The sequence below is a fragment of the Burkholderia sp. Nafp2/4-1b genome (assembly GCF_003635165.1).
Taxonomy (GTDB): domain Bacteria; phylum Pseudomonadota; class Gammaproteobacteria; order Burkholderiales; family Burkholderiaceae; genus Burkholderia.
Genome location: NZ_ML058606.1, coordinates 18179 through 31122 on the forward strand (window position 1 = coordinate 18179; position 12944 = coordinate 31122).

Here is a 12944-nt window from a genome sequence, read left to right on the forward strand (position 1 = left end):
AAACTGGACGGAAGTGTAGGGACGCTAGATGAAAGTTTTTTGAATTGAAAACGTAATGATGCGTGGGGCGCCCGTCAGGAGCACTGCCGGACGCCGGTCGCAAGCGTTTGCGCTCAGGTTTGCGCTCAGTCGCGCTCGGGCGTCGCCGAGATGCGGTGGATCGACAGGTCGGCGCCGTCGAATTCGGCTTCGCGATCGAGCCGCAGCCCGACGGTCGCCTTCAGCGCGCCGTAGACCAGCGTGCCGCCCGCGGTCGCGATCACGATGCCCCCGAGTGTGCCGATCAGCTGCGACATGAAGGCCACGCCGCCGAGGCCGCCGAGCGCGGGCTGCCCGAACACGCCGGCCGCGAGGCCGCCGAGCGCGCCGCACATCCCGTGCAGCGGCCACACGCCGAGCACGTCGTCGATGCGCCATTTGTTCTGCACGCAGGTGAACATCGCGACGAACACTGCGCCGGCCGCCGCACCGGTGACGAGCGCACCGATCGGATGCATCACGTCGGAGCCCGCGCATACGGCGACGAGGCCCGCGAGCGGGCCGTTGTACGTGAAGCCCGGGTCGTTGCGGCCGGCCATCCACGCGGCGAGCGTACCGCCGACCATCGCCATCAGCGAATTCACCGCGACGAGGCCGCTGATCTTGTCGAGCGTCTGCGCGCTCATCACGTTGAAGCCGAACCAGCCGACCGCGAGCACCCATGCGCCAAGCGCGAGGAACGGGATGTTCGACGGCGGATGCGCGGCGATCCGGCCGTCCTTCGCATAGCGGCCGTGGCGTGCGCCGAGCAGCAGCACGGCCGGCAGCGCGACCCAGCCGCCGAACGCGTGCACGACCACCGATCCCGCGAAATCGTGGAACGGTGCGCCGAACGCGTGCGTGAGCCAGGCCTGCACGCCGAAGCGCTCGTTCCAAGCGATGCCTTCGAAGAACGGATAGATGAAGCCGACGATGATCAGCGTCGCGACGAGCTGCGGATTGAATTTCGCGCGTTCCGCGATGCCGCCGGACACGATCGCGGGAATTGCAGCCGCGAACGTCAGCAGGAAGAAGAAGCGCACGAGCGCGTAGCCGCTGTGCTGCGACAGCGAGCCGATGTCGTCGAAGAACTCGACGCCGTACGCGATCGTATAGCCGATGAAGAAGTAAGCGAGCGTCGACACCGAGAAGTCGACCAGGATCTTCACGAGCGCGTTGACCTGGTTCTTCTTGCGGACCGTGCCGAGCTCGAGGAATGCAAAGCCCGCGTGCATCGCGAGCACCATGACGGCGCCGATCAACAGGAACAGTGTGTCGACGCCGGATTTCAGACCATCCATGCCGTGGCTTCCTTGCGCAAAAAACGGGCAAGGAATGCAAGTACCGGGCCAACTTGGGGAAAGTCTGCGTGCAATTGGTGCGGAAGGGCCGCTACGCACGACATTCCGGTGGTGCGTGCACGGTTGCGGGGCGTGCCGCGCGCGACGCGGACAGCGCGGCCGGTGCACGTACGTGGTGCGAGACGTGCGTAACTGGTGCGTACACGGCGCTGCGCGGTGCGGCGTGGTGCGCCGCGATGCACCGGCGTGGCGCGTCAGCGGTGCTTGAACAGCGCGCGGGGCCGGCGCAGCCGCAGCGCGCACGCACACCAGTAGGCTGCGACCGTCGACAGCCCGAGCGCCGCCAAGGCGAGCGCGGCGAAGCCCGCATTCGACTGGCCGTGACCATCGGGGCCGAGGATGCCTTGCGCGACGATCAGCGCGGCCGTCCAGAAGCCGATCACCGCTTGCGCGAGCAGGCGCGCGCAAGCAACGCGGCGCGGGCGCCCGGCGGCGCGCAGGCGCGTCGCGGACGGCGAGCGCAGACACAGGAACAGGGTGGCGGCGAGCGCGGCGGCCAGCGCGATGAACCAATCGATGAGGAAAGCCATGAAGAAACGGAGAGCGGACAGAGCGGATTGAGGCCTGCCCACTTTAGTGCCGGCGCGCGTGCGATTGAATCAGACAAGTCCGAAATCGAAAGGTATTTTCAATCGGCGGTCGTCATTGGCCCTGTTGCGAAGGCGGTATCATCGACGTCGGTCCAACCATTCAGGCGTGCGGCGCACGCCGGAGATTGCTGATGAAGATGAAGATTTCGCGGGCACGTCGCGTGCCCGGGTCCGTGCTGGCGGCCGCGGCCGTCGGTGCGATGCTGTTGCTCGCCGGCTGCGAAAAGTCCGGCACGCCGGCCACGCAAGCCGATACGGCCGCGAGCGCGGCCACCGCTGCCGCCAACAGCGCTGCCAAGGCACTCGACCAGGTGGCGAGCACCGTCAACCAGCAGATCGACGCCGCCAAGGCCGGCATCGCGAGCGCGGCGTCGGCCGTGCCGCCGCTGTCCGCGAGCGGCCTCGCGTCCGCTGCGCAGGCGCAGTTCGATGCGGCCGCGTCCGCGGTCGTCGCGCATGCGGCGTCCGAAGCCGGCGCGAAGATGGCCGAGGCCGGCAAGAAGCTCCAGCAGTGGAGCCAGCAAGGCGCGGCAGGTTCGAAGCCGGCCAGCGGCGAATAAACGCGCCCTTGTGCAATCCGTGAAATGTAATTATAGTGGTTACACATTGTCGCGGGCTGCGGTTCGGGCCGGCGTCGCCGAGTGAGTCAGGAATGAATACCAGCAGCCGGTTCGCGTTTGCCGTTCACGTGCTTGCCTTGCTGTCGATGCAGGAGGGCGTGCCGCTGTCGTCCGACATCATCGCGGGCAGCGTGAACACGAATCCGGCGCTGATTCGCCGTCTGCTGTCGATGCTGGCGGCCGCGGGGCTGACCACGTCGCAGCTCGGCGCGGGAGGCGGTGCGCTGCTGGCGCGCGAGCCGGGCGACATCACGCTGCTCGACGTCTATCGCGCGGTCGACGATGCGCAGCTGTTCGCGCTGCACCGCGAGGCGCCGAATCCCGCGTGTCTCGTCGGGCGCCACATCCAGGGCGTGCTGATCGACTATATCGGCGACGCGCAGCGCGCGATGGAAGCGTCGCTTGCCACACGCACGCTTGCGGACGTCACGGCAGACGTGCTCGAATCCGAGCAGCGCGACCGGTCGGCGGGAAGCGCCGGCGGGTGACGGCCGGCAACGGATGATGCAGGGCAGGAGGCCGGGCGGCGCGCACGCGCGGCGGCCGGCACGACGGAGTTTCGCTCCGTTTTTTTTCGGTCTTATATGTAATTGCTTTAGTTACTTTTTTTCTTACTGGAGAATCGATATGACGCAACGCACGTTGAACATCGCACTGTTTGGCGCCACCGGGATGATCGGCTCGCGCATCGCCGCCGAAGCCGTGCGCCGCGGCCATCGCGTGACGGCGCTGTCGCGCCATCCGGGCGCGGCCGGCGACGGCATCACCGCGAAGGCGGCCGACCTGTTCGATGCGGCCAGCATCGCGGCCGTGCTGCCGGGCCACGACGTCGTCGCGAGCGCGTACGGTCCGAAGCAGGACGATGCCGCGCAGGTCGTCGCGGCGGCGCGCGCGCTGGTGGCCGGCACACGTCAGGCCGGGCTGAAGCGGCTCGTCGTGGTGGGCGGCGCCGGTTCGCTCGAGGTCGCGCCGGGCAAGCAGCTGGTCGACACCGAAGGTTTCCCGGACGCGTACAAGGCGGTCGCGCTCGCGCACCGCGATGCGCTCGACTATCTGAAGACGGTCGGCGATCTCGACTGGACCTTCTTTGCGCCGGCCGCGCTGATCGCACCGGGCGAGCGCACCGGCACGTTCCGAACGGGCGTCGGCAAGCTGATCGCGGACGCGCAGGGCAACAGCAAGATCTCGGCGGAAGACTACGCGGTCGCGTTCGTCGATGCGCTCGAGCAGCAAAGCTTCGTGCGCGAGATCGCGACGGTCGCGTATTGAGCGACTATTGAGCGACGGCACGGCGACGCGGCGCGCAAGCGCCGCGTTCACCACGTGCGGCCCGCGGGCCACGCAGTAGCAAGCGACTTCAGGCGATTCCATCTCGACGGATGGAATCGCCTGTTTCGTGTGGCGTACCGATGATCGAGCGCGCATCGCGTGCGCGATCGGTCCGGTCGCCGATCCTTCCATTCCTGATTGGTATTTATCCCGGTCGACGCCGCGCGGCGGTTTCCATATTGTTCCCCGTCATGCATGATGCATAGAATAAATTTCTATCAACCAGGGGCGGGGTAAATGGATGCTATCGATCGCAAGCTGCTGGAGTTGTTGCAGGCCGATGCCACATTGCCGATCGCGGAACTCGCGCAGCGCGTGAACCTGTCGCAGACGCCGTGCTGGAAGCGCGTGCAGCGGCTCAAGGAAACCGGCGCGATCCGCGCGCAGGTCGCGCTGTGCGATCCGCGCAAGCTCGGCGTCGGCACGACCGTGTTCGTCGCGATCCGCACGAACCAGCACACCGAGGAGTGGGCGCAGCGTTTCACGCAGGCCGTGCGCGACATGCCGGAAGTCGTCGAGGTGTACCGGATGAGCGGCGAGACCGACTATCTGCTGCGGGTCGTGGTGACCGGCATCGACGATTACGATCGCGTGTACAAGCAGCTGATTCGTGCGGTGCCGCTGTTCGACGTGAGCTCGTCGTTCGCGATGGAGCAGATCAAGTATTCCACCGCGCTGCCGGTGCGCGACCTGTCGGAGCAGGTGTAGGGTACGAGGCGGTGATACGGCGCGATGGTGAGTGGATGCGCTTCGCTGGTGCGTTCCGATTGCTTGCGTGTTGAGCGTTGAATATTTGCGTGCCGCTGCCGCGCCGTCGGCGCTATTGCCTGCGCTCAGCGCCCGCGCGCCAGCGCACGTGCGCGTTCATCCGCCAGCGCGTCGCGGCGCACGAATTCCGCGACGAACGGGCTCGCCGGATGGTGGTGCAGCGCGTATGGCGTGTCCCATTGCGCGAGCTGGCCGTCCTTCATCACGCCGATCCGGTCGGCGATCGCGAACGCTTCTGCCTGGTTGTGCGTGACGAGGATCGCGGTGTGGCCCGTGCGCTTGAGGATGTCGCGCAGCTCGAACGCGAGCCGCTCGCGCGTATCGACGTCGAGATTCGAGAACGGCTCGTCGAGCAGCAGCAGTTCAGGCGAGGGTGCGAGCGCGCGGGCGAGCGCGACACGTTGCTGCTGGCCGCCCGACAGTTCGTGCGGATACGCGCTGCCCGAATCGGCAAGGCCGACGAGGTCGAGCAAGTCGGCGACGCGGGTGCGGCGCTCGGCTTTCGGCATCCGCCGCAAGCCGAATGCGACGTTGTCGGCCGCGCTCAGGTGCGGGAACAGCGCGTAATCCTGGAACATCATCCCGATGCGCCGCCGCTCGGGCGGTACGTCGAGCGACGGCGCCGCGACCGGCGTGCCGTCCAGCACGATGCGCCCCATGCGCACGGGCTCGAAGCCCGCGATCGCGCGCAGCACGGTAGTCTTGCCGCAGCCCGATGCGCCGAGCAGGCAGCCGATGTCGCCGCGCGGCAACGCGAGGCTCAGTCCGTCGACCACCGTGCGGCGGCCGTGCGGTGTGTCGTAGGCGACGCAGAGGTCGTCGAGTTCGAGCAGGTACACGGTGTCAGGCTCCGATCTTGTGACGGGTGCGCGCGAGCAGGATCACGGGCACGAGCCCGGCCAGCACGATTGCGAGCGCGGCGACCGCGCCTTCCTCGTAGGTGCCGCGCGCGGCTTCCGCATACAGCCAGGTCGCGAGCGTGTCGAAATTCAGCGGCCGCAGCAGCAGCGTCGCCGGCAGTTCCTTCATCGCGTCGACGAACACGAGCAGCGCGCTCGTCGTGAGCGCCGGCCGCAGCAGCGGCAGGTGCACGCGGCGCAGCGTGCCGCCGGCCGTCTCGCCGAGCGAGCGGGCGGCCTGTTCGAGCGACGGCGGAATGCGCGCGAGGCCGGCTTCGATGCTGCCGGCCGAGATCGCGAGAAAGCGCACGGTGTACGCGATCACGAGCGCGAGCGCCGAACCCATCAGCAGCAGCCCGTCACGACCAAGCGCCGCGCCGAGCAGCCGGTCGGCCGCCGCGAACGGAATCAGCAGGCCGATTGCGAGCACGGTGCCCGGCACCGCGTAGCCGAGGCTCGCGATGCGTGCGCACACGCGGGCCGGCCCGGCGCGTGCGCTGTCGCGCTGCGTACGTGCCGCCCACGCGACGACGAGCCCGCAGGCAAGTGTCGCGACGGTCGCCGCGGCGGCGATGGTCAGCGTGTTCGCGAGCCCGGTCAGCAACTGCGCGGACACGCCGCCGACGAGATGCAGCCGCTTGCCGGTCTCGACCGCGAGGTACGCGGCCGGCGCGCCGAAGCCGAGCAGCACCGGCAGCCAGCCGAGGGCCGCGGCGCTCCACGCGGCCGCGCCGCGCAGGCGCCGCGGCGCGACCGGGCGCATGCGCCGGCCGTGCGCGTAGCGCTGGCGGCGGCGCCCGTAGCGCTCGAGCACGATCATGCCGACGACGATCGCGAGCATCGCGAGCGCGATCTGCGCGGCGCCGGCCAGATCGGAGCGCGTGATCCACGTGGTGTAGACCGATACGGTCAGCGTCTGCACGCCGAGGAATTCCGACGCGCCGATGTCGTTCAGCGTTTCGAGCAGCGCAAGGCTCACGCCGACCGCGATCGCGGGCCGCGCGAGCGGCACGACGACGCGCCAGAACGTCGCGATGCGTCCCGCGCCGAGCGTGCGCGCGGCTTCGAGCAGGCTCGCCGACTGCGTGACGAACATCGCGCGCGTGCTCAGGTACACATACGGATACAGCACGAAGCCGAGCACGAAGATCGCACCGGGCAGCGAGCGCAGGTCGGGCAGGCGGAACTGGCGCGGGCTGTCGAAGCCGAGCAGCCAGCGGATCGCGCCCTGCACGGGGCCGATCGGGTGGAGCAGGTCGAGATACGCGAACGCGACGATGTAGGTGGGCACCGCGAGCGGCAGCAGCAGCGCCCAGGTCAGCATCCGGCGGCCGGGAAAATCGTACGCGGTGACGAGCCACGCGCAGCCGGTGCCGACCACCGTCACGATCGTGCCGACGCCCGCGAGCAGCAGCAGTGTATTGACGAGCGCCTGCGGCAGCACGAATTCGGCGAGATGCCGCCAGTGCGCGAGGTCGGCGCCGAATGCGGCGGCGACCAGCACCGCGAGCGGCGCCGCGACCGCCGCGGCGATCGCGACGGCCGCGCCCAGCCACAGGCTGCCCGCGCGCAAACGGAACGGCCGGCGGCGCGCGGGGACCAACGGTGCGTCAGTTGTCAAAACCGACCTTGTCGACGAGCTGGCTGGCCGCCTTGCGGTGCTTCGCGATGTCGGCCAGCGGCAGCGGGTCGACCTTCAGCGTGCCGAAGCTCGCGATCACCGGATCGAGCTTCACGTTCGCCCGCACCGGGTATTCATAGTTCGCCTGCGCATACAGCGCCTGCGCTTCCGGCGACACCAGGTACTCGAGCAGCTTCACCGCGTTGGCCTTGTGCGGCGCGTGTTTCGCGACCGTCGCGCCGCTGATGTTGACGTGCGTGCCGCCGCTTTTCGCGTTCGCGAACGTCGGGCGCACGACCTTGATCGCGTCGCCCCACTTGCGCGCATCGCTGCCGGCTTCCGCGTTCTTCATGTGGCCGACGTAGTACGCGTTCGCGAGGCCGACGTCGCAAATGCCGCCGAGAATGTCGCGCGCGACGTCGCGGTCGCCGCCCGTCGCCTTGCGCGCGAGGTTCGCCTTCACGCCGCGCAGCCACTTTTCCGTCGCGGCTTCGCCGTCGTGCGCGATCATCGCCGCGACGAGCGCCGTGTTGTACGGATGCTGGCCCGAGCGGATGCAGACCTTGCCCTTCCATTTCGGATCGGCGAGATCCTCGTAGCGGAACGCGTCGACCTTCAGGTCCTTTTCCACGTACAGCACGCGATCGCGCAGCGACAGCGCGTACCAGTCGCCTTGCGCGCCGCGCAGGTTCGCGGGAATCGCGTCGTCGAGCACCTTCGAGCGGACCGGCTGCGCGAGCCCGCCGTCGACCAGATCGAGCAGGTTGCCGATGTCGACCGTCATCAGCACGTCGGCCGGCGACTGCGCGCCTTCCGCCTTCACGCGCTCGAGCAGGCCGTCCTTCACGAACACCGTGTTGACCTTGACGCCGCTCTGCTTCGTGAACGCGTCGATCAGCGGCTGGATCAGCTTCGGCTCGCGGGTGGTGTACAGGCTCACTTCCTCGGCGGCCTGGGCCAGCGGCGCGAACGCGGCGGCGGCAACGGCGAGGGCGCCGGCGAGCGGCAGCAGGCGGGTGCGCGAATTCGACATGGAGACTCCGGTGAGGCAGGCGAACGAAGAGGTGTTCCGGGGCGTGCCTGCCGCCCGAGTGACCCGAAACATTACAAATAGAAAGATTTCGGATTCTAGATCGGAATGGGAATGATTATCAAATGAAAGCTTTCGGAACCGCGGCGGAAGGAGGCGGGGGGGGGGGGGAGGGGGGGACGAAACACGGCGTCGCAGCGCGGGCGCAAGCGCGTAGAATGCCCGCTTCAACGAATTCGACGGAGCCGCACCGACCATGAACGATCAGCGCAAGAAGAACCCTGTCCGCAACGTGAGCATCCTGATCGTCGTGGCCGTGCTGCTCGTGATCGGGACGATCCTGTATAACGCGATCTCGCAGAAGCGCGCGTACGACGAGGCCCATCCGGCCGAGGCTGCGAGCGCGAGCGCCGCGTCGCACTGACGCAGGTGTAGCCGCCCACGCAGGCGTGGGCGCCGATGCGCACGATCGCAGTGCGGCCCGGTCCGGCAGGCAGCGAGGTAGGGGAACGGCGGGAAGGGGAGAAGCCGCGGCGGGCGACGCGCGACGCGTCTCGTCTGGTCCCGTTCCGTTCCGTCGGGAGAAACGCGGGCGCCGAAGCCGGCGCCCCGCACGGAACGGTCAGTCGTGCGTCAACGTGACGCAGGCGCGAACTTCGGGCGGATTCGCCCGTAGAACACGAGCGCGAGCAGCACGAGCCATGCCGCGCCGACGTAGAGCGCGACACGCGTGTCTTCGAACCAGCCGAGCATCACGATCACGAAACCCATGAACGCGATCGTCAGCGCGGGCGCGACGGGCCACAGCGGCACCTTGAACTTCAGCGCCGCGACTTCCGCGCTCGACAGGCGACGGCGCATCGCGACCTGCGACAGCAGGATCATCAGCCACACCCACACGGTCGCGAACGTCGCGATCGCCGCGATCACCAGGAACACGTCCTTCGGCATCAGGTAGTTCAGCACCACGCCGACCAGCAGCGCGCCGGCCATCACGAGCACCGTGACCCACGGCACGCCGTGGCGCGACGTCGTCATCAGCACGCGTGGCGCCTGGCCTTGCCGCGCCATCCCGAACATCATCCGGCCCGCGCCGAAGATGTCGCTGTTGATCGCCGAGATCGCCGCGCTGATCACCACCAGGTTCAGGATCGTCGCGGCCGACTTCACGCCGAGCGCCGAGAAGATCTGCACGAACGGGCTGCCGTCGTTGCCGACGCCGGTCCACGGGCTGATCGACATCAGCACGACCATCGTCAGCACGTAGAACAGCAGGATGCGCGCGGGCACCGCGTTGATCGCGCGCGGAATCACGCGTTCCGGATCCTTCGCCTCGCCGGCGCTCATCCCGATCACCTCGATGCCGCCGTACGCGAAGATCACGACCGACAGCGACGCGATCAGCCCGCCGATCCCGTTCGGGAAGAAGCCGCCATGGTTCCACAGGTTCGCGAACGTCGGCACGTCGGCCGAATGGCCGAAGTGCATGCCGGCCAGCAGGATCGCGACGCCGCCGCCGATCATCGCGACGATCGCGCCGACCTTGATGATCGACAGCCAGAACTCGAGCTCGCCGAACACCTTCACGTGGCACAGGTTCAGCCCGCAGATGACCGCGACGACGCCGAGCACCCAGATCCATTGCGGGACGTCCGGGAACCAGAAGCCCATGTAGATACCGAACGCGGTGATGTCGGCGATCGCGACGATCACCATTTCGAGCGTGTAGGTCCAGCCGGTGACGAAGCCCGCGAACGGGCCGAGGTTCTCGGTCGCGTAATGGCCGAACGAGCCGGCGACGGGTTCGCGCACGGCCATCTCGCCGAGCGCGCGCATCACCATGTAGACGGCCGCGCCGCCCAGGATATAGGCCAGGATCACCGCCGGCCCGGCGAGCTGGATCGCGGACGCCGAGCCGTAGAACAGGCCGGTGCCGATCGCCGAGCCCAGCGCGAGGAAGCGGATGTGCCGCGCGCTCAGATGGCGCTGCAAGTTTTTCATCGAGTCTCCGATATCGTTATGCCGTTATGCGACGGACCGGGCGAGCGGGGCCGGTCCGTGGGCGCAAGTTGTCTATACAACTTAAAATGTGAACGAATGATAACAAGCCGGGCCATGGAACCGGAATTGGGTATTCCCTGAGTGGCGCAATCGGGGAAATCGGGAGTGTGCGGTCGCGCGGGGTGCGCGCGGGCCGCGTGGGGCGGGCGGAGCATGCTGCGGAGGGTGTTGCGGGAAACGGGAGCGTCGCTGGCCGGCCCGCTTGCGCGGGCGACCGGGGATGGAACAACGTCATGCGGTCATGCGGTCATGCGGTCATGCCGTCATGCGGGCAGGCGGATCACGCTCGCGTCCTTGCGGATCAGCAGCGACGACGCGAGCATCTGCTTGCACTGGTGCGCGAGCACCTTCAGGTCGTGCGTGAGGTCGGCGCCCACGGCGTCGGATTTTTCCGCGGACACGACCATTGCATCGAGGTCACGCGTGAGCTGTTTCGTCGCCTCGAGCTGATCGGCCGGCGGCGGCTCGCCGGCTTCCGCCTTCTCGAGGTTATCGAGCACGGCGGCGAGGCCGCGGTGCAGCGCGTCGTCGTGAGCGAGGTGCTCGTCCACCGCGCACGCGCTGCGGATCAGCGGCGCGGCGGCGGTGATCTGCGCACCGAGCACGTGTGTCTGCACGAGCAGATCGTTCAGTTCCGGCACGAAGCGCTGGTGCGCCTTCGGCTCGATCATCATCCGCTGGAACGCCTGGCCGAGGTTCGCGAACGCGATGTGCACGTCCTTGCGCGCGAGGCGGTAACGGTAGTCGTCGTCGAGCGTCGTGGCGGGCGCCTCGATCGCCGCGGCGACGACCGGCACGACGGCAGCACCGTCAGCGGTCGGCACGGCGGGCGGCGCCGCGCCGCGCCCGACGCGCCACACGGCTTCGAAATACTTGCGGGTCGACGTCAGCATGTCGGTGACGAGCTTGCCCATCAGCCGGTATTCCCAGTACGGGAACAGGCGGCTCGCGGCGATCGCGATCATGCAGCCGACCACGGTGTCGATCGCGCGCTCGCCGATGATCCGCATGCTGCCCGGCGCGAGCAGGTGGAACATCAGCAGCACGTACGACGACGTGAACACGACGCTCGCCGCATAGTTGAACAGCAGCAGGCTGTAGCTCATCACCATCGACCCGAACATGATCGCGATCAGCAGGTGCGTATCCTTGACCGTGTAGATCAGCGCGACGCTCGCCGCACAGCCGATCAGCGTGCCGACGATACGCGCCGCGTTGCGCTGCTTGGTCAGCGAATAGCCGGGCTTCAGGATGATGATGGTGGTCATCACGATCCAGTACGCGTTCGTGAGCGGCAGCAGGCGGCCGAGCCAGAAGCCGACCGCCACCGCGATCGTCACGCGCAGCGCATGGCGGAAGCTCGGCGAGCGCATGTTCAGGTTCGAGAAGATCAGCAGCGGCGACATCCGGCGCCGCTGCAGGAAGCGCGTGAGCGCCTTGTCGATCTTCAGTTCGGTCTGCTGCGGGTCGGCATGGCCCGACAGGTTGCGGCGCATCCGGTCGATCAGGCGCGTCGCGCTCCAGATGCGCCGGAACGTCGCGAGCACCGCCGCGTATGCTTCCGCGTTGCTGGCCGGGAAGTTCTTCTTGCGCATCAGCTCGATCTCGTACTCGATCGCGCGCAGTTCGGCCTTCACGCTGATCCGCGAATGCGGCGCGCGGTTCTCGAGCACCGCGAGGCCGATCTCCTCGAGATCGGCGGCCGCCTTGCGGATCAGGTCGCGATAGAAAATGATCAGGTCCGAGCCGCCGAACGTGTTGCGCACGAGCGGGTAGTCGGTGTGCGCGCCCACGAACAGCTCGTGCAGGTCGACGCTGTTGATGAACAGGTTGTACATCGTCGTGCGGCCGGGATCGAGCTTGCCGCGGCGCAGCTTCGGCAGGTTGCGCAGCACGATGTCGCGCGCGGTTTCCTGCGTTTCGACCGCGGTGATCTGCTTCGCGACGAGATTGCGGTAGCACTCGTCGAGATCGGCGTCGAGATCGTAGAACTGTGCGCGTGCGAGCAGGTAGTCGGCGCACGCGAACAGGCTCTCGGCGAGCGCCTGCTGCTCGATGCGGCGCGCCTGCCATTGCGACACGAGCGTCGCCCAGTACGTGTACCAGAGGCCGCCCGCGAGAATCCAGCCGGCATTGATGAACGCCTGCAGCGGCGTGAACTTCTCTTCGAGCGTCATCACCATCATGAACAGCGTCGCGAAGCTGATCTGCGGCCAGCGGTTGCCGTAGACGACGATCAGCGACAGCACGAACGTGAGCGGCACGATGGTCAGCCACAGCGCGAAGATGTTCGGCGTGGCGAGGCCGGTCGCGAGCGCGGCCAGGAAGCCGATCACGCTGCACGCGAGCATTTCGTTGTGCTTGTACTTCAGCGGGCCCGGCATGTCGACCACGCACGCGCCGAGCGCGCCGGTCGAGATCGTGAAGCCGAGATCCCGGTTGTGAAACACGATCAGGCACAGCACGGCCGGCAGCGACACGCCGACCGCGATCCGCAGGCCGCCGAAAAAGTACTGGCTGTAGAAAAACTTTCTGATTTCGACCGAATAGCGCATCGATGGGCTGAATGACAGACGAAGACGCCCGGAGCGGCGTATTGACTGGCGACGAGTCTATCGTATTTCGCGGTCCGCAAAACCTGGCCTTT

General features: G+C 67.8%; 12 protein-coding genes. 5 read left to right on the forward strand and 7 right to left on the reverse strand.

Annotated elements, in window-relative coordinates:
* Positions 1 to 125: 125 nt before the first annotated feature.
* Positions 126 to 1319, reverse strand: a complete 1194-nt coding sequence (locus tag C7H84_RS16030) for an ammonium transporter (protein WP_121859700.1) — start codon at positions 1317 to 1319, stop codon at positions 126 to 128.
* Between the two features lie 254 nt (positions 1320 to 1573).
* On the reverse strand, positions 1574 to 1909 hold the full coding sequence (locus C7H84_RS16035) for a hypothetical protein (protein ID WP_121859701.1): 336 nt from the start codon (positions 1907 to 1909) through the stop codon (positions 1574 to 1576).
* Positions 1910 to 2100: 191 nt separating this feature from the next.
* Between C7H84_RS16035 and C7H84_RS16040 the strand changes: the two genes are divergently transcribed.
* The 4 genes from C7H84_RS16040 (at position 2101) to C7H84_RS16055 (ending at position 4626) form a co-directional block, all read left to right on the forward strand.
* Positions 2101 to 2529: a hypothetical protein gene (locus C7H84_RS16040; RefSeq protein ID WP_121859702.1), complete on the forward strand. Its 429-nt coding sequence runs from the start codon at positions 2101 to 2103 to the stop codon at positions 2527 to 2529.
* Between the two features lie 92 nt (positions 2530 to 2621).
* Complete coding sequence (locus tag C7H84_RS16045; protein ID WP_121859703.1) at positions 2622 to 3077, forward strand: Rrf2 family transcriptional regulator; 456 nt, start codon at positions 2622 to 2624, stop codon at positions 3075 to 3077.
* A gap of 139 nt (positions 3078 to 3216) precedes the next feature.
* Complete coding sequence (locus tag C7H84_RS16050; RefSeq protein ID WP_121859704.1) at positions 3217 to 3858, forward strand: NAD(P)H-binding protein; 642 nt, start codon at positions 3217 to 3219, stop codon at positions 3856 to 3858.
* Positions 3859 to 4155: 297 nt separating this feature from the next.
* A complete protein-coding gene (locus C7H84_RS16055) occupies positions 4156 to 4626 on the forward strand; it encodes an Lrp/AsnC family transcriptional regulator (RefSeq protein ID WP_121859705.1) in 471 nt (156 codons plus the stop codon).
* Positions 4627 to 4751: 125 nt separating this feature from the next.
* Here C7H84_RS16055 and C7H84_RS16060 read toward each other — a convergent pair whose 3' ends face one another.
* From C7H84_RS16060 to C7H84_RS16070, 3 genes are read right to left on the reverse strand one after another with little or no spacing between them, the layout of a single operon-like run.
* On the reverse strand, positions 4752 to 5525 hold the full coding sequence (locus tag C7H84_RS16060) for an ABC transporter ATP-binding protein (protein WP_121859706.1): 774 nt from the start codon (positions 5523 to 5525) through the stop codon (positions 4752 to 4754).
* Positions 5526 to 5529: 4 nt separating this feature from the next.
* Complete coding sequence (locus C7H84_RS16065) at positions 5530 to 7158, reverse strand: iron ABC transporter permease (protein WP_240462039.1); 1629 nt, start codon at positions 7156 to 7158, stop codon at positions 5530 to 5532.
* A gap of 37 nt (positions 7159 to 7195) precedes the next feature.
* On the reverse strand, positions 7196 to 8239 hold the full coding sequence (locus tag C7H84_RS16070; protein ID WP_121859708.1) for a Fe(3+) ABC transporter substrate-binding protein: 1044 nt from the start codon (positions 8237 to 8239) through the stop codon (positions 7196 to 7198).
* 253 nt (positions 8240 to 8492) lie between these two features.
* Between C7H84_RS16070 and C7H84_RS16075 the strand changes: the two genes are divergently transcribed.
* Positions 8493 to 8660: a hypothetical protein gene (locus tag C7H84_RS16075; protein WP_014897547.1), complete on the forward strand. Its 168-nt coding sequence runs from the start codon at positions 8493 to 8495 to the stop codon at positions 8658 to 8660.
* A gap of 209 nt (positions 8661 to 8869) precedes the next feature.
* On the opposite strand, the gene C7H84_RS16080 is transcribed toward C7H84_RS16075, so the two are convergent.
* On the reverse strand, positions 8870 to 10237 hold the full coding sequence (locus C7H84_RS16080) for an amino acid permease (protein ID WP_121859709.1): 1368 nt from the start codon (positions 10235 to 10237) through the stop codon (positions 8870 to 8872).
* Positions 10238 to 10560: 323 nt separating this feature from the next.
* Complete coding sequence (locus tag C7H84_RS16085; protein ID WP_121859710.1) at positions 10561 to 12852, reverse strand: FUSC family membrane protein; 2292 nt, start codon at positions 12850 to 12852, stop codon at positions 10561 to 10563.
* Between the last annotated feature and the right edge of the window lie 92 nt (positions 12853 to 12944).

Bases quoted from the DNA above. Each gene is read 5' to 3' on its own strand.
- C7H84_RS16050 (WP_121859704.1), top strand. From the start codon at position 3,217: ATGACGCAACGCACGTTGAACATCGCACTGTTTGGCGCCACCGGGATG.
- C7H84_RS16070 (WP_121859708.1), bottom strand. From the start codon at position 8,239: ATGTCGAATTCGCGCACCCGCCTGCTGCCGCTCGCCGGCGCCCTCGCC.
- C7H84_RS16075 (WP_014897547.1), top strand. From the start codon at position 8,493: ATGAACGATCAGCGCAAGAAGAACCCTGTCCGCAACGTGAGCATCCTG.
- C7H84_RS16055 (WP_121859705.1), top strand. From the start codon at position 4,156: ATGGATGCTATCGATCGCAAGCTGCTGGAGTTGTTGCAGGCCGATGCC.
- C7H84_RS16080 (WP_121859709.1), bottom strand. From the start codon at position 10,237: ATGAAAAACTTGCAGCGCCATCTGAGCGCGCGGCACATCCGCTTCCTC.
- C7H84_RS16035 (WP_121859701.1), bottom strand. From the start codon at position 1,909: ATGGCTTTCCTCATCGATTGGTTCATCGCGCTGGCCGCCGCGCTCGCC.
- C7H84_RS16030 (WP_121859700.1), bottom strand. From the start codon at position 1,319: ATGGATGGTCTGAAATCCGGCGTCGACACACTGTTCCTGTTGATCGGC.
- C7H84_RS16085 (WP_121859710.1), bottom strand. From the start codon at position 12,852: ATGCGCTATTCGGTCGAAATCAGAAAGTTTTTCTACAGCCAGTACTTT.
- C7H84_RS16040 (WP_121859702.1), top strand. From the start codon at position 2,101: ATGAAGATGAAGATTTCGCGGGCACGTCGCGTGCCCGGGTCCGTGCTG.
- C7H84_RS16045 (WP_121859703.1), top strand. From the start codon at position 2,622: ATGAATACCAGCAGCCGGTTCGCGTTTGCCGTTCACGTGCTTGCCTTG.